Genomic DNA, 15,514 nt, shown 5'->3' on the forward strand with positions numbered 1-15,514 from the left:
TTCTCACCGCAAAGGCTATAAATTCGCATGAAAAGATTCGTAGATGAAATAAAAAAACGATGGAAAGCCTTAACATTTCTTATCTTAACAATAATTACAATTCTTTCTCTTTTGCCGTTAGATGCGTTACCTCCGGCACCCGGTACAGATAAAACCCATCATTTCATTGCCTACGCTATGCTGATGTTACCGACAGCACTTCGTAAACCCGCTAATTGGATTCTATTGGGTTTGTTTTTTATTTTATACAGTGGGGCGATTGAACTTATTCAACCATTTATAAACCGGTATGGAGAATGGATGGATCTATTTGCCAATTCTGCAGGTATAATATGTGGCGCGATTATTGCAATGCTGATTAATTTCATAATGTCTGCAAAAACCACGCAAAGCAATCAGTGAATAACTCAGAAAACCTCCCACAAACTAAAAATTGGTACATCCAGGCCTATGCACCGGTTGTGGCCGTTTAGCCAAATATTACATTTCATGAATTCAGGTGTAGCATTTGCTTAGGAACGAGGGGCTTGGTCATAACATCGGCTACAGCGTAGGTTGGGTTGAACGAAGTGAAACCCAACAACTTATCGGCGTTGGGTTTCGTTCCTCAACCCAACCTACCGGAAATCCGTATGGCCTAAAATATGACCAAGGCTGATAATACGAATGTTAATGCTGGCAAAAACATAGCCAAACGTTTTGGAAATGTTGAGCTAAAGGACTTAACAGATTTTCGCAAAATGAAACCGTTTTTGTTTTAAGCGGTTTCCGGATGCTCGTAGTGCATCCGACAGGTTAGAACTGAGCTATACGCTTCGAGAGATAGGTGGTTCGCCGCTGACAGTCAATCAACCTGTTTAAGACCAATATCTATATTTCTCTATGGAGTTGGTAACTATAATGTTGTTTATAAAAAACCAAAGGCGCGAAAAAAGCTTTAAATGCACTTTTTCCCGCCTTTGATCTTTTCCTGGCCGTTTTGGGGTAGCCATTTAAGCTATGCTTGGGCAGCAGCCACGCCCCTGTCAAACGCATCCATGTTCAAGGGAATAATTTTGGGTTTGGCGGCAAATTCTTCCTTGATGCATTTTTTCAAAAGATCCAGATCCACCAGCTTGCTTTTGGCTGCAAATGCGGCCAGGGCAACGATGTTGGCGGCCCTGACAGATCCGGCCTCAATGGCAATATCATTGACCGGTATCGCCAGTTCAACCACATCCTTGCGTTGGCTTCTGACCGGGATCAGTGATGCGTTAATGAATACAATCCCGCCGGGTTTGACGGTGTCGTCGAACTTTTCCAGGGAGGGCCGGTTCATGGCCACAAGGTGGGAGGGGCTTTTTATAATGGGTGATCCAATGAGCTTGTCACTGATCACAACGGTGCAATATGCGGTGCCGCCCCGCATTTCAGGTCCATAGGAGGGAATCCAGGCAACCTGGTATCCCTGCTTCATTGCGGCATAGGCCAGCAGCTTGGCACTGAGTAGAATGCCCTGGCCGCCGAATCCTGCAAATTTAACTTCTGTCTGCATGGGTGTCTCCTAATATTTTCAGGCCTCTTCAGGGGTTTTGTAATCGCCCAGTTCATAGTAAGGCAGCAAGGTTTCTTCGGCCCATTTCAAGGAATCAATCGGCGTCATGCCCCAGTTGGTGGGGCAGGTGGAGATCACCTCCACAAAGCTGAAACAGGTGTTGGCCACCTGGTACTCGAATGCCTTTTTAATTGCCTTTTTACATTTATTCACCATCTGTGGTTTGAGCACGGCCTGTCGGGTCACATAGCCCGGGGTCACAATTTCACTCATGAGGTTGGCCATGCGGATGGGCATGCCTGTCTGGGCCGCATCACGGCCGGCAGGCGCCGTGGTGGCCCGCTGGCCCGGCATGGTGGTGGGGGCCATCTGGCCGCCGGTCATGCCGTAAATGGCATTGTTGATAAAAATGACGGTGATTTTCTCCCCGCGGTTGGCGGCATGAATGATTTCACCCATGCCGATACTGGCAAGGTCCCCGTCTCCCTGGTAGGTGAATACCATCAAATCCGGGCGGACACGTTTGATGCCGGTGGCCATGGCAGGGGCCCTGCCGTGGGCGGCTTCCTGGAAGTCACAGTCAATGTAATTATATGCCAGGACAGCGCATCCCACAGGGGCAATACCCACGGTGTTTTCCCGGATACCCAGTTCATCTATGGCCTCGGCCACCAGCCGGTGGACAATACCGTGGGTGCAGCCGGGACAATAGTGGGTGTGATTGTCTGTTAACGCCTCTGGCTTAGAAAATGTTTTTCCCATTATTTGCTCCTTGACCGGCGCGCTACCCGATCAGCTCTTTTACGATTTCGATGATTTTTTCAGGTGACGGAATTTCACCGCCGCACTCCCCGTAAAATTCCACCGGTTTTTTGCCCATGACGCAACGCTGGACATCTTCCACCATCTGACCCATGCTCATTTCAATGCTGATAACGCATTTGCAGCTGTCTTTGACTGCGGCATCATACACCTGTTTTTCAGGAAAGGGGAACAAGGTCTTGGGCCGGAACATGGCCGCTTCAATACCCTCGGCCTTGAGCATGTCAATGGCGGTGCGGCATACGCGGCTCATGGTACCGTAGCTTGCGATCAGAATCTGATAATCCCCGTCTGCATTGTACAGCTCATACTGCACATCTTCCTTTTTCATCTGCTCGTATTTGGCCTTGAGATCCAGGTTGTTCCGGTTCAGTTCGGCGGAGTCCAGGAACAGGGATTTCACCAGGTTCGGCGTTTTGCTTTTCCGGGTGGACATGCCGTTGGTGGCCCAGGCATCCTTATTGGTGGGCTCGGTTTTCAAATCATCAGGAAATTCCACCGGTTCCATCATCTGGCCGATCATGCCGTCGCCCATGACCATGACGGGATTTCTGTATTTCTCAGCCAGGGTGAACGCCTGCATGGTCATTTCCACGGCTTCCTGGACCCCGTCCGGTGCCAGGACCAGCAGATGGTAATCACCGTGACCGCCGCCCTTGGTTGCCTGGAAATAATCACCCTGGGACGGCAGTATCCCGCCCAGCCCCGGGCCGCCTCTTACGATATTGACAAATACGGCCGGGCAATGGGCCGCGGCAATATAGGAAAGTGCTTCACTCATCAGGCTGATGCCCGGAGATGATGAGGTCGTCATGACCCGCTCTCCGGCACCCGAGGCCCCGAAAATCATATACCCGACCGCCACTTCACTTTCTCCCTGGAGAAACGTACCGCCCACTTCGGGCAGGCGCTTGCTCAGGTACTCGGCGACTTCCGACTGGGGCGTGATGGGATATGCAAAATAGTTTAGACAGCCGGCCCTGATGGCGGCTTCGCCGATTGCTTCATTGCCTTTCATTAAGACTTTAGCCATTATCCTTATATCCTTAAAAAATAATTATGCACGTTGTTCTTCAACTATACTTATAGCCACATCCGGACACATGGTGCAGCAAATGGCGCAGTAAATGCAGTCCTCTGGTCTGGCCTGAAAAACTGGGAAATGCCCTTTTGCATTTACCTTATCGGTGATCTCAAGCACGTCTTTGGGACAGAAATGCACACAAAGACCACACCCTTTGCACCTTTCGGCATCAATAATGTGTTTATAGTCCATTATACGTAGTACTCCTTGGTGTTAAGTGCGTATCCAGGGGGGAGCCAGCAACCGGTCAATGGGCAGGATCGGGCAAAGGATCCGTTCCGGGTCCAGTTGGGGCAAAAGCCTGGTGGACGCTGTTATAAATTCAATATTCAGACCGGTGGCTTCGGATACCCGGGTCACCAGATTGTAGCCGTCATAAATAATTTGCGGCGTGGTCTCGTCAAGAAGGTTGGCATTGCAAATCAAGCCTGTGACAGGCAATTTTGCGGCAGCTTCGATCTGTGCCTTCATTTTAAGGCAGCCTTGAACATCATTGGTAAAAGGGCGCAGGGGATTAATGACCTGCAGCAATTTAACATGACTTTTTTTCAGCACATCTGCCAGGGCGGCAAGCACCGTCACTCCGGCATCATCACCGCCGGCATCCAGAATGGTCACCTGGGCCGGATTTTTAATCATGTCGGCCACAGCCGAGGTCAGGATGGGCAGGTCCGCCTGCATATATTTACTGTCCGGCAGCACCACTTCCACCCCCATATCCGCCAGGGGCTTTTGGGCTTCCCGGCTTCTGAAATAGGGGTTGACCAGGTCCAGATCCGTTATCTTGACACGTTTGCCCGCCCGCCGGGATACCGCGGCCAGGTTGACGGCCGTCTCACTTTTACCGCTGCCGTAATTGCCGGCTATTATAATGATGCCGCTGATATCGGGTAACATGCTGTCCTTATTGTTAACGGGTTAAAATGCCATTAAATAATTGTAAACCATAGGTTAAAGCAAATTAAGCACGGTTTTTCAATGATATTATTTAAAATTACCGTCTGGGTGGATTAAAATAGCCGTGGATGAGATGGGAAAAGGTTTGGTTTAATTCTTTTATCAGATTTGCCATGCCGGTGGGAGGTCCCCCGGGGGCGGCATGTTCCATAATGCGGATGTAATGCCGGGGATCAAAATTGAGGTTGCGCCACTGGATCATGTTGATGTCCGTATCCCGGATAAAATCAAACAGCGCCTGTGTTTCCGCTTGGGAATCTGTGAATCCCGGGCAGTTCAGGTAATTGATTGCCACAAAACGGCCCTTGGCCCTGGCCCGTTTAATACTGTCCACAACATCTTCAAAACAATAGGATTTTGGACGGAAATAGGCGGTATAACACGCTTTGCGCACCGAGTTTAGACTCACGCGCATGCTGTCCAGGCCAACCTGGCACAATCGTTCCACCCGGTCGGGCAAACTCGCATTGGAGTTCAGGTTGATGGTGCCCTTGTCGGTCTTTTCCCGGATCAGGACAATGGCTTTTTCAATGGCATCTGCCGAGGTTAACGGTTCTCCCTCACACCCCTGGCCAAAACTGACCACGGCCTTTTCAACTTTCAGGATATGTTCCAGGGCCACGCCTGCAATCTCTTCCGGATCAGGAATAAAGGATATTCTGTCCTGGCAGGCGCAAAGGTCATTGTCCGTTTGAAGGGAGATGCACCCAAGACACCGGGCGTTGCAGGCCACTGAGGTGGGCAGTGGGGCTTCATACCGGCCCAGAAAAAAATTTTTACCGGCCGGGCACCCGTATTCCAGGGCACATTTTTCCAGGTGGCGCATCAGCCGGTTGTCCGGATATTTTTTCCTGTATTTTTCAACCCCCCGTTGCACCTGTGCAATGGGCATCAACCGCAGATCCTGCCGGGGTTCGTCATCCACCTGAAGGGCGGCGGACCGGAAATCATTTTTGCCAAACCCAACGGCACCATAGGAAAAAAGAGGCAACGGGGTATCCACGCCAAAATCATCATAGGCACAGAAATGCAGGTTCACATACCCCGGGGAGTTGAACACGCCCACCGGATAAATGCGCTGGTCAGGCTGGAAGGGATTGGTTTCAAGGGTTTCAAACCGGTCTTTGACAAGGTTGAATACAATGGGAGCTCTGTCGGGCAGCAGCATCAGTTCACTGCCCTGGGGCATGGGACAGGTACCGGATTTTGTTAAAATAAAAAAATCATTGCCGGACATACCTGCGGCCGCATATCCGTCGAGTTCAAAAATATTGCCGTGTTCATCAGCAACGACTGCTGTGAGCATCTGTTTATTAATATATGCCATGATAAGGCAAGATATATCAGAATGGTGCCGGGATCTCAATTAAAGATTGTTCTCGCACAAAGCCTCAAAGGCACAAAGGGTCATATTTTTTTGCCCTGACACCCGGTAGGTAAGCGGGCATGTGTAAATTATGATATAAATTGCGTCATGGCGTGTAAAATAAATACCATACTATTATGAAATAAATACCACAGAACTGGATTCTATTTGATTTTGGTCGTCTGGATGGACGGTGTAGGCGTGTTATATCTATTTGATATTATAGACATTTTTTTAATGGGGTATAGGTTGCTTTAAGGTGAACGGTGGTATATAATTTGCTTTAATAAATTTAAATTTTAGCAGTCAAAGCCAAACCTGATGAGAGTCAGGGGCGGAAAGCTACGAATCCGATTAAATGGATAGCCAGGTTGCCTGAAAATTGAAAGTTACGGGTAAGACGGTTTTTGGTTTCAGGAATGTGGGTTGCTTAAAAGGTGTTGAATTTAAAATACTGGGTATGCAAACGCAAACCAATAAAATTTTTGAGGGGAGAACAAGGAATGGTGAAAAAAAGACTTTTATTGCTGAGTGTTACTTTGTTATTATTTTTTGCTGGCAATGGGTGGTGCTACATAGTCATGGACAATAATGCGGGTTTGCTTAACGGAAGCGATGTAGGTAACCTGGATACCTTTATTGCTGTAGAAAAAAAAGCGGGGAAGCCTGAAGCAGAAGAGGCGTGGGTTCAGACTATATTCGATAGTCAGGAATGGTTTGTTAAGGATAAAGATGTGAAATATTATAGAACTAGTAAAGATGGGAAAAATGTAGATCCCGATACTTTTGCATTTCAGAGCGACGACTCTTCTGTTACAGAGTACTATCTTATTAAAAATTCTAAATATATGGCACTGTTTCAGAACCTTGAAAAATTCGATTGGGGGGTATTCAATGTTACCTCCATTAAAAATGAAAACGGCATAGTAGATATGAATTTAGGTACAGACTCCTTCGTAATCAGCCATGTGACGAAATTTAATGATCCCAATAGCCCCCCTACGGGTCCCGGTCCCGACCCCATCCCCGAGCCTGGAACCATGCTGCTTTTTGGTTTCGGCCTAATTGGCGTAGCAGGGATCAGCCGCAGAAAATTCCAGAAGTAAACATTCATACAGCTATATGTAAGTTAACAAGAACAAAATAAGTTCAAACAGTGACACTCCGTGAAAATAAATAGATTTAGAAGTTTATAAAATCTCTGTCCTGAGTTTATTTAACTGGCTTTCCTCACTTTTTTTATGATCTTATCATTTTTGTCTCTGTCTTTACTTTTCTCCGGAAAGGTATCTTGTCTTCGTGGTGATATATCGCGGTTTTTATGGTGATATTTGACTATTTAAACAAAGACCTCTGATCTCGCCTTCTGAAATTTCAATATACGGGATGTTTCGTTTAACAAAAATCGTGTGGTGAAATCCTTATAAACAAAGGGGTTAACGCTTTCATGCATGCAAACATCTAAACCATGGCATACACTTTGCGGGTCTTGCCTATCCAATGATAATTTTTATTATTCAAAAGGAGAGGTAAATGAAAGCAATCCCCACGACAGCAAAGGCGATCGGCCTGATGATGATCGTACTGTTCCTGTTGAGCAGTGCCGGATTTTTGTCAGCAAAAGAACAAGAAATGTACAAAACCGGGCTGCCTGAACTCACAGAAGAAGAACTCCAGTGGCAGAACAAACATATGCGCAAGGTCAAAAAAGTAAAACTAAACGACATTGGGCTGGCGCGCGTCAACCAGTGGCGGGTCAAAAAGGGCAAAGGGAAAATAAAGAAAAGCGAGGCCGATGTGGCTGATATCGGCAACGAACTGGAAGTCGTGACCGGTGCATCCGCGCCTGTTGATTCGTCTTCGGACCTGCCGTCGGCGGATTATCCGGGGTCCGTGGATAACAGCCGGTTGCAATATTTTCCCCCCATCCGGAGCCAGGGATCATTGAATTCCTGCGGGGTTTTCAACGGCACCTATTATGCCATGACCCACATGTATGCCATGGCAAACGACCTGGATGCCAAAAACGGCGGAGATGCAATGCGTCTCAGCCCCAAATGGACCTATAATATGGTCAATGGCGGCGGGAATAACGGGACCTGGTATTACTGGGCCTATGAAATCGGCCAGAAACACGGTTCGGCCACCTGGACGGAATTTCCCTATGATTCCGATTACAGGGCCTGGAACCTGGACCCCGATACCTGGGAAAACGCCTTATACCGGCGGTTTGATCAGTACGGGTATGTGTTGAATACCCATGAGGATACAGGTATTGAACAGGTCAAGCAGATGCTGGTCAACGGCTATATCCTCAACATCCCAACCTATATTTACTCATGGCAGTACCAGACCATTGGAGATGACCCTGCCACCAGTGAAGACGATGCCTTTGCCGGTAAAAAATGTGTGGCCTGGGTGAACGGCACCGCCGGATACCATGCCATGACCGTTGTGGGATATAATGACAATATCTGGGTGGATATCAACGGAAACAATGTCGTGGATTCCGGGGAAAAAGGGGCTTTCAAGATTGCCAACTCCTGGGGGACCAGTTGGGGCGAGGCCGGCTTTGCCTGGATGTCCTATGATGCATTGAAAAATCCATCTGCCGTGGCCGGAGGCCCGTCAACGGGCCGAATCTACGGCTGGTATCCATCCAGGGCCCACTGGGTAACCGCCAAAACAGGCTACCAGCCAAAGATGATCGGAGAGTTTAAGTTAAATCACGCCAAACGGGATCATCTCCGGATGACCCTGGGTACCTCAGACATCAATCAGTCAACGCCTTCCAGTGTGTGGATCCCGGAAATGATCTATAACCAGGGCGGTGCATACGGATTTGACGGTACAACCAATGCCGTTGACGGTACCTTTGTCTTTGATTTTACCGATCTGATGACTCCCGGCGGAGGCCTGACAACCTGGTATCTGGGAGTACAGGATGATACGGCAGGCAGCGAGGCAACCCTTGGTACCTTTACCCTGATTGATGTTGCCAACGGCAATAAAGTGATCGAGAGCCTGGAAGTTCCCCAGACCGTTGACGGTGACCAGGTTTATGCAGGCATTGAGTATGATCCCTCCGGTGACAATCTTCCGCCGTCAGCCCTGGCAGATGCATCCGTATATTCAGGACCTGCACCGCTTGAGATCAATTTTGACGGGTCATCTTCCTATGACAATGACGGAACAATTGACGCCTTTGCCTGGGATTTTGGCGACGGCGCATCTCAGTACGGCGCCCAGCCGGTGCATACCTATGATCAGCCGGGAACCTATACCGCAACCCTTACGGTAACCGATAATAATGGTGCCACCAATACCGATTCCGTTACCATTTACGTTGAGGGGAGTGTTTATGTGTCGGATATTCAGGCAATACTTGTTGTCGATGAAACAGGCCAACAGGCCCGGGTCAATGTTAAAATTCTGGATCATAACCAGAATCCCGTGCCCGGCGCACAGGTTGACGGGTACTGGTCCGGACTGGTTGCAGGAAATGTGTCCGGCACAACATCTGAAACCGGTATCGTCGAATGGGTGTCCACTGCAACGTCTCAAGCCGGCACCATCACCTTTACTGTGGATACGGTTTCTGCATCCGGATATGATTATGATCCTTCTTGGAATACCGTCTCATCCATCAGTATCGAAACCCAGGAAATGTCGAATCAAAGTCCGGTGGCCGTTATCGATAGCGGTTCAGTCAGCGGTGTGGAAGGGGATTCGATTTATTTTGAAGGTCAAAACTCGTATGATCCCGATGGTGATTCCCTTTCATATGAATGGGAGATTGGCGGCGAGATCCTTTCATACGATACATCTTTCATTCATGAATTTTCCACCGTCGGTACCTATGAGGTGATTCTGAGGGTGGAAGACGACTGGGGCGCCGTTTCCGAAGATAAGGTTACCGTAACGATTGAATCAGAAATTACAAATGACGTTTTTATATACGTTTTCAGTATAGAAATAGAGGTTGACTATAGGGGACGAAATTCCCTTGGGGTTGCAAGGGTAAAAATCGTTGATGAATATGGGAATCCCATTGGAAACGCTGTTGTTGAGGGTGTCTGGAGCGGTGTTGTCACAGCGTCGCAATCCGGAATCACGGCCAACGACGGTACGGTTGAATTCACCTCACCAAAGACAAAGACATCCGGTGAGTTTATATTCTCCGTAGGTGCTGTAACCGCCTCAGGTTATGTATATTCGCCTGAAGATAATGTTCAGATATCGAACGCTATTAATAATTAATACCCACACAATGTCCTGATGGACACAACAAACATAGAAAGCATTTAGGAACGGGTCTTAAGGCCCATTCCTAAACTACTTTCCTAAAATATCCCGGGCCTTTTCTGCACCCTTAAAATCCGGATTCAGTTCCAAGGCCTTTTTCATATGAACCCTGGCCTTTTCAAACTGTTTTTTGTCATAATAGGCCCAGCCCAGATGGTAATTGGCGATGGGATTTTGGGGATTGAGTTTCACACTTTCTTCCAGGACCGGAAGGGCCATGTCATAACTTCCCTGGAGATAATAGATCCAACCCAGGGTGTCCAGAAAAGCAGGGTTATTGGGTTCCTTATCCCGGGCCGTCTTTGCCAGTCGCAGAGCCTCATACATGGAGGCGTTAGTCTCAGCCAGGATAAAAGCCAGGTTGTTGGCAGCCGGGGCGTAGTCGTCTTTGATATCAAGGGCCTGCTTCAGATATACTTTGGCTTTTTTAAGATCTCCCCGGACGTTATAAATCCGACTTAAATTAAGGTAGGTGGGAAGGTATCCCTTATTCAATGCCAAAAGCGTTTCATAGTATTTTATTGCGCCCTCCGTGTCTTTCTTCAACTCACGGATGACGGCAAGCTGCTCCCAGGGCGCGGAAAGATCCGGGTTTCTTTTAAGCGCCTTTTGAAACCGCTCTTCAGCCATGTCGATTTTTCCGGTGGTCATGTATATCCTGCCCTGGATCAAATCTATGATGGCAAGAGACGGGTTGTCTTCAGGAATATTTTTCCGGTGTCTGTCGCAGGCCTCCAGGGCCTTCTCTACTTGTTTTTTCTGCATGTGGATACTGACCGTGTAGTGCAGGGCCTCCATCTGGTCCGGATTGATTTCCAGTGCCCGGTCAAAGGCCTTAAGTGCCTGGTCCGTTTTTTCCATGTCCTTTAAGGCCAGCCCCAGGGATACGTAACCTGCGGCAAAGTCAGGCTGCAGTTCAAGAACAAATTGATAAATTTTTTCAGCACCGGCAAGATCGTTTTCCATAATTTTGAGTTTTCCTGCAAAAACAAGGGCCTGTATGTTTTGGGGTTCCCGTTTAAGGATATAATTAATATGGCGCTTGGCCTTCAGGATTTCCTTGTTCCCAAGAAGGATGTCAATCAGCAGAAGCCTTGCGGCTATAAGGTTCGGGTCGATTTCCAGGACTTGCTTTAACTCGTCTGTTGCCAGTTTGCGTTCCCATGATTCGCTGGTTTCATACCCGCCCGCGACCCGGAATATATCCTGGCCCGGCAAATCGAATTTGCTCTTGTCCAGAAGGCAACGGGCTTTGAAATACCTTGCCAGGGCATGCCTGGGACTGTTGTTTATTACAGCCTCAAAACGTTTGAACGCCTGGGAAAATTCCTTGCGGTTAAAGTGCAGCCGACCTTTAAGGAAGTTGGCCTGCACATGATCCTCTTTTTTTGCCAGGATACCGTTAACAATAGCGTCTGCTTTTTCATAATCTTTTTCCAGAAAAGAAAGCAGGGCCGTCCGGAACATGATGTCCAGATCTTCCGGGTTCAAATCCAGAGCCCTGTTAAATATCTCCAGGGCCTTGGTGTTTTCTTTCTGCCGGGCATAAAAAGCACCGAGGTTTGACAGGGCCACAGGATTTTCAGAATTATTCAGGGTGGCTTCCAGCAATTTTTTTTCCGCCTCTTCTATTTTGCCTTCGTTTTCCAGACAACGGGCCAGATCCGCACTTTTCTGCACCTGATCTCCCGGAACCTGGGCCCATTTGCGGATCAAAGGTTCGATTTTCCCAACCTCCCCTTTTTTCCGGTAAAGGGCGGCCAGTTCCATATAGGGTTTGCACTGGGTTTCATCGAGTTCAATGGCTTTAAGATAGTGGGACTCGGCCTCTTTCAGACGGTTTGAAACGAACAACAGGTGGGCCAGGAAAAGATGGCTCTTAGGATCGGACGCATCAATCTCAATGGCCTCCTCCAATGTTTTTAAGGCCAGTTCCATGTTCCTTTCCTGGATCTGGATGCTGGCTAACAAATGCAGGGCCGCTATGTTTTCGGGATGCTTTTTCAGGATTTCATTGGTGATTTGCCTGGCCGTTTTAGTTTCCTTGGCCAGAAGCAGGATCTGGCCCAGGCGCAACTTGGCCTGGTGATTGTCCGGGTTCAGGGTAACGGCCTGGTGAAAGGCCGCGGCGGCCTTTGCCAGATCCTGGAGATAAACATAGGTTTCCCCCAGGTCAAACTGAGCCTTGTCATTCTCCGGTTCCAGTTGGATCACATTCTGAAATTCAATCTTTGCTTTTTCATATTCCTGGGCGGCAAAGTAATTCTTCGCATTTTCATAATGTCTTGCGGCCTCATCCTGGGGAGAGGTGCAGGAAAAAAGGAAAAATAAAAAACAAAGGCCAAAAAAAAGCGGGTAGGTATAATTGGGCAAAGATGTTTTCATATATAAATATCCGTATAAGTTTTGATCCCGGTCTGGATACGGTAAACGTTAGGTTAAAAAGTTGAAATTGGGCAGCAACGCAACATTGAAAATGAAATTTACCATATATATAATATCCAGGCAAACGCTATTCTTTTTCGCTTTATTTGCTATAAAACCCCTTCAGCACGAGATTGCGAGTACCTTGTGGCGTTGAAACTGAATAGTGAGCTTTTTATGATTATAAATCAGGCTGACCCTCACATCTCCTGCTGAATAAAGTGAATTAGACTTGTTCATAAGTTGGCTTGTGTTATACTCTCTCTATTCATTCTAAAATTAAAACAACAAGATGGAAATTTAAAACATATGTGTTTGGCTGTACCGTCAAAAATTATTGAAATCAACGATGCCCTGGCAAAGGTGGACGTGGACGGGGTGGTCCGGGAGGCCAGCCTGATGCTGCTTGATGATGCCGGTATTGGCGATTATGTGATTGTTCATGCCGGATTTGCCATTTCAAAGATGGATGAAGCGGCTGCACTGCAAACCATTGCAGACATACGCCGGATACTTGAGCTGGGCCGCTGACCCGGCCTGACGTTTTTACATGGGTGCTTCCGGTATCGCGGCAAAAAAAATTGAAATCTCAGGGGTGGTCCAGGGTGTTGGGTTCCGCCCTTTTTTATTTGGTTTAGCCTGCGCGCATCATCTTTGCGGCCATGTGTCCAATACCGCCTCTGGTGTGGCCCTTTTTATCCAGGGGAAGCCAAAACACCTGGATGCGTTTCTTTTGGATCTCCCTGAAAAAAAACCGCTGCTGTCACAGATTTCACGCATGGTATCAACGGATACCCAACCGTTGGACCTGACTGCTTTCTCGATTATTAAAAGCCGGAATGCCCGGACAAAATCTGCCCTGATCTCCCCGGATGTGGGGGTCTGCCCCGATTGCCTCAAAGAGATGCAGAATCCTGCTGACCGCCGGTTTGAATACCCGTTTATCAATTGTACCAATTGCGGGCCAAGATACACCATTATCCAGGATATTCCCTATGACCGGCCAAATACGTCCATGACGTCCTTTGCCATGTGCCCGGAGTGCCGGAAAGAATATGAAGATCCTTTAAACCGGCGGTTCCATGCCCAGCCCAACGCCTGCCCGGTTTGCGGCCCCCGGATATTTTTGACAGACAATAAGGCAAAACAGGTGGACGAAAATGATCCGGCACAGGCCATGGCACTTGCGGCCCAATTTCTCAGGCAGGGAAAAATTGTTGCGGTCAAAGGGCTTGGCGGATTTCATCTGGCCGTGGATGCCGCCAATGCAACGGCTGTTGATCTGCTGCGCCAAAGAAAAAAACGTCCCCACAAACCCTTTGCCCTGATGGCGGCCCGGGATTCGTCTCTGTTTGACCATGTTTGCATGGATGGGGATGAAAAAGCGTTGCTGGGGTCCTACCATCGCCCCATTGTATTATTGAAAAAAAAGGCGTTCCCCTTATCCGCGAGTACGCTCCTGGCCCCGAATATAGCCCCGGACAATCCTTGCCTTGGTATCATGCTGCCCTATACCCCCCTGCACTACCTGCTTTTGGACAAGGGGCCGGATATTCTGGTCATGACCTCGGGGAACCGGTCCGGCGACCCCTTGTCCATTGACAATGCCGACGCCCTGGATGCCTTTGCCCATATTGCCGACTATTTTCTGCTCCACAACCGGGATATCTACTTCAGGGTCGATGATTCCATTACCAGAATCCAGCAGGGAAAATTGCGGTTTCTGCGCCGGTCCAGGGGATATGCCCCCCTGCCCGTGGATATAACGCCGCCGACAGATGACAAACCGGCCAATATCCTTGGCTGCGGCGCCGGTATGAAATCCACCATCTGTCTGACCAGAGACCGATACGCCTTTTTAAGCCCGCACATTGGCGACCTGGAATCAATCCAGGTCCACAAGTTTTACAAAGACACCATTGAACATATGCAGAAAATCCTGGATATCCGGCCGCTATGTGTGGCCCATGACCTGCATCCGGGATATTTTTCCACCCAGTTCGCCAAAAGACTCGGGGATCAGGGCATTCCCCTGATCGGGGTCCAGCACCACCATGCCCATGCCCTATCCTGCATGGCGGAAAACCACCTGGATGGAACGGTGCTTGCATTGACCCTGGACGGCACCGGCCTGGGTACGGACGGCCATATCTGGGGTGGGGAAGTCCTGACCTGTACCTATGACGGGTTTGAGCGCCGGGCCCAACTGGATTACCTGCCCATGCCCGGAGGGGATGCGGCGGTAAGGGCACCCTGGCGCATGGCGGTGGCCCTGTTATATAAGGTATACGGGCCAGGGATAATGGATCTGGATATTCCTTTTGTCCGGTCCTTGGATAAACATAAGCTTGCATTTTTAATTCAGATGATGGCCCGGCAGGTCAACTGCCCGTTGACATCCAGCACAGGCCGCCTGTTTGACGCAGTCTCCGCCCTTTTGATGATCTGCCGTGAAATTTCCTATGACAGCCAGGCCGCCATTGCCCTGGCGGCGGCAGCAGATGTTGAAGAAGCAACAAACACAGCTTATCTTTTTGATATGAAAACAGGGGCTGACGGCTGCCGGATTATGGACATTGGCCCCTGGGTGCGGCAGATGGTGACGGATATCAAACGCGGTGTACCCAGGTCCAGGATTGCGGCTCGGTTTCATCTGACCTTGTCCCGTATGATGGTGGATGCCGCCGCAACGGTAGGACAGGAAACCGGTCTTAACCGAATTGTTCTGTCCGGCGGTGTTTTTAATAATGATATGATTTTTTCCCAGATAACCCGTATGCTTGGGGCAAAGAGCTTTAAGGTCTATACCCACAGCAGTGTTCCCTGTGGAGATGGCGGCATTGCCCTGGGCCAGGCCATGGCGGCCGCAGCCCTTCAGCGCCAGAAACCCTGAATGTCAACTACCCCTCGGCTAAAGACCGAGGGGCTTGAAAAAGCCCCAAAGTTGACCAGTCTAAGTGCTTCGAACACTACGTTAGATCGGAAACAGGTACCCTGGGGTGCTCGCCAGCTCCAGGTTCTA

The 15,514-nt window shown here is 48.9% G+C and carries 12 protein-coding genes and 1 riboswitch; of the genes, 5 read left to right on the plus strand and 7 right to left on the minus strand.

All coding sequences use genetic code 11. The annotated features are described in order from the left end of the window. Positions 1-27: 27 nt before the first annotated feature. Positions 28-402 (plus strand): VanZ family protein, encoded by a 375-nt coding sequence (locus tag HXW94_RS12855; protein ID WP_178367302.1) that lies wholly within the window; start codon positions 28-30, stop codon positions 400-402. 595 nt (positions 403-997) lie between these two features. On the opposite strand, the gene HXW94_RS12860 is transcribed toward HXW94_RS12855, so the two are convergent. The 6 genes from HXW94_RS12860 to HXW94_RS12885 form a co-directional block, all read right to left on the minus strand. After that, complete coding sequence (locus HXW94_RS12860) at positions 998-1,534, minus strand: 2-oxoacid:ferredoxin oxidoreductase subunit gamma family protein (protein ID WP_178367303.1); 537 nt, start codon at positions 1,532-1,534, stop codon at positions 998-1,000. Positions 1,535-1,552: 18 nt separating this feature from the next. Next, positions 1,553-2,296, minus strand: coding sequence for a thiamine pyrophosphate-dependent enzyme (locus tag HXW94_RS12865; RefSeq protein ID WP_178367304.1), 744 nt, complete (start codon positions 2,294-2,296; stop codon positions 1,553-1,555). Positions 2,297-2,318: 22 nt separating this feature from the next. Further along, complete coding sequence (vorB, locus tag HXW94_RS12870) at positions 2,319-3,389, minus strand: 3-methyl-2-oxobutanoate dehydrogenase subunit VorB (RefSeq protein WP_178367305.1); 1,071 nt, start codon at positions 3,387-3,389, stop codon at positions 2,319-2,321. 24 nt (positions 3,390-3,413) lie between these two features. Further along, on the minus strand, positions 3,414-3,632 hold the full coding sequence (locus HXW94_RS12875) for a 4Fe-4S dicluster domain-containing protein (protein ID WP_178367306.1): 219 nt from the start codon (positions 3,630-3,632) through the stop codon (positions 3,414-3,416). Between the two features lie 21 nt (positions 3,633-3,653). Continuing rightward, entirely contained in the window at positions 3,654-4,337 is a 684-nt protein-coding gene (locus tag HXW94_RS12880) for a nucleotide-binding protein (protein ID WP_178367307.1), read from the minus strand. Between the two features lie 97 nt (positions 4,338-4,434). Next, complete coding sequence (locus HXW94_RS12885) at positions 4,435-5,724, minus strand: radical SAM family protein (RefSeq protein WP_178367308.1); 1,290 nt, start codon at positions 5,722-5,724, stop codon at positions 4,435-4,437. Between the two features lie 340 nt (positions 5,725-6,064). Then, positions 6,065-6,142: riboswitch (cyclic di-GMP riboswitch) on the plus strand. Positions 6,143-6,266: 124 nt separating this feature from the next. Between HXW94_RS12885 and HXW94_RS12890 the strand changes: the two genes are divergently transcribed. After that, positions 6,267-6,869, plus strand: a complete 603-nt coding sequence (locus HXW94_RS12890; protein ID WP_178367309.1) for a PEP-CTERM sorting domain-containing protein — start codon at positions 6,267-6,269, stop codon at positions 6,867-6,869. Between the two features lie 427 nt (positions 6,870-7,296). Continuing rightward, on the plus strand, positions 7,297-10,023 hold the full coding sequence (locus tag HXW94_RS12895; protein WP_178367310.1) for a PKD domain-containing protein: 2,727 nt from the start codon (positions 7,297-7,299) through the stop codon (positions 10,021-10,023). Between the two features lie 75 nt (positions 10,024-10,098). On the opposite strand, the gene HXW94_RS12900 is transcribed toward HXW94_RS12895, so the two are convergent. Continuing rightward, entirely contained in the window at positions 10,099-12,453 is a 2,355-nt protein-coding gene (locus HXW94_RS12900) for a tetratricopeptide repeat protein (RefSeq protein WP_178367311.1), read from the minus strand. Positions 12,454-12,801: 348 nt separating this feature from the next. On the opposite strand from HXW94_RS12900, the gene HXW94_RS12905 reads away from it, so the two are divergent. Continuing rightward, positions 12,802-13,023, plus strand: coding sequence for a HypC/HybG/HupF family hydrogenase formation chaperone (locus tag HXW94_RS12905; protein ID WP_178367312.1), 222 nt, complete (start codon positions 12,802-12,804; stop codon positions 13,021-13,023). 19 nt (positions 13,024-13,042) lie between these two features. Then, complete coding sequence (hypF, locus tag HXW94_RS12910) at positions 13,043-15,385, plus strand: carbamoyltransferase HypF (RefSeq protein ID WP_178367313.1); 2,343 nt, start codon at positions 13,043-13,045, stop codon at positions 15,383-15,385. Positions 15,386-15,514 lie beyond the last annotated feature (129 nt).

This window comes from Desulfobacter latus (assembly GCF_013389365.1).
Lineage (GTDB): Bacteria > Desulfobacterota > Desulfobacteria > Desulfobacterales > Desulfobacteraceae > Desulfobacter > Desulfobacter latus.

Bases quoted from the DNA above. Each gene is read 5' to 3' on its own strand.
- vorB (WP_178367305.1), bottom strand. From the start codon at position 3,389: ATGGCTAAAGTCTTAATGAAAGGCAATGAAGCAATCGGCGAAGCCGCC.
- HXW94_RS12885 (WP_178367308.1), bottom strand. From the start codon at position 5,724: ATGGCATATATTAATAAACAGATGCTCACAGCAGTCGTTGCTGATGAA.
- HXW94_RS12890 (WP_178367309.1), top strand. From the start codon at position 6,267: ATGGTGAAAAAAAGACTTTTATTGCTGAGTGTTACTTTGTTATTATTT.
- HXW94_RS12895 (WP_178367310.1), top strand. From the start codon at position 7,297: ATGAAAGCAATCCCCACGACAGCAAAGGCGATCGGCCTGATGATGATC.
- HXW94_RS12855 (WP_178367302.1), top strand. From the start codon at position 28: ATGAAAAGATTCGTAGATGAAATAAAAAAACGATGGAAAGCCTTAACA.
- HXW94_RS12880 (WP_178367307.1), bottom strand. From the start codon at position 4,337: ATGTTACCCGATATCAGCGGCATCATTATAATAGCCGGCAATTACGGC.
- HXW94_RS12865 (WP_178367304.1), bottom strand. From the start codon at position 2,296: ATGGGAAAAACATTTTCTAAGCCAGAGGCGTTAACAGACAATCACACC.
- hypF (WP_178367313.1), top strand. From the start codon at position 13,043: ATGGGTGCTTCCGGTATCGCGGCAAAAAAAATTGAAATCTCAGGGGTG.
- HXW94_RS12900 (WP_178367311.1), bottom strand. From the start codon at position 12,453: ATGAAAACATCTTTGCCCAATTATACCTACCCGCTTTTTTTTGGCCTT.
- HXW94_RS12905 (WP_178367312.1), top strand. From the start codon at position 12,802: ATGTGTTTGGCTGTACCGTCAAAAATTATTGAAATCAACGATGCCCTG.
- HXW94_RS12875 (WP_178367306.1), bottom strand. From the start codon at position 3,632: ATGGACTATAAACACATTATTGATGCCGAAAGGTGCAAAGGGTGTGGT.
- HXW94_RS12860 (WP_178367303.1), bottom strand. From the start codon at position 1,534: ATGCAGACAGAAGTTAAATTTGCAGGATTCGGCGGCCAGGGCATTCTA.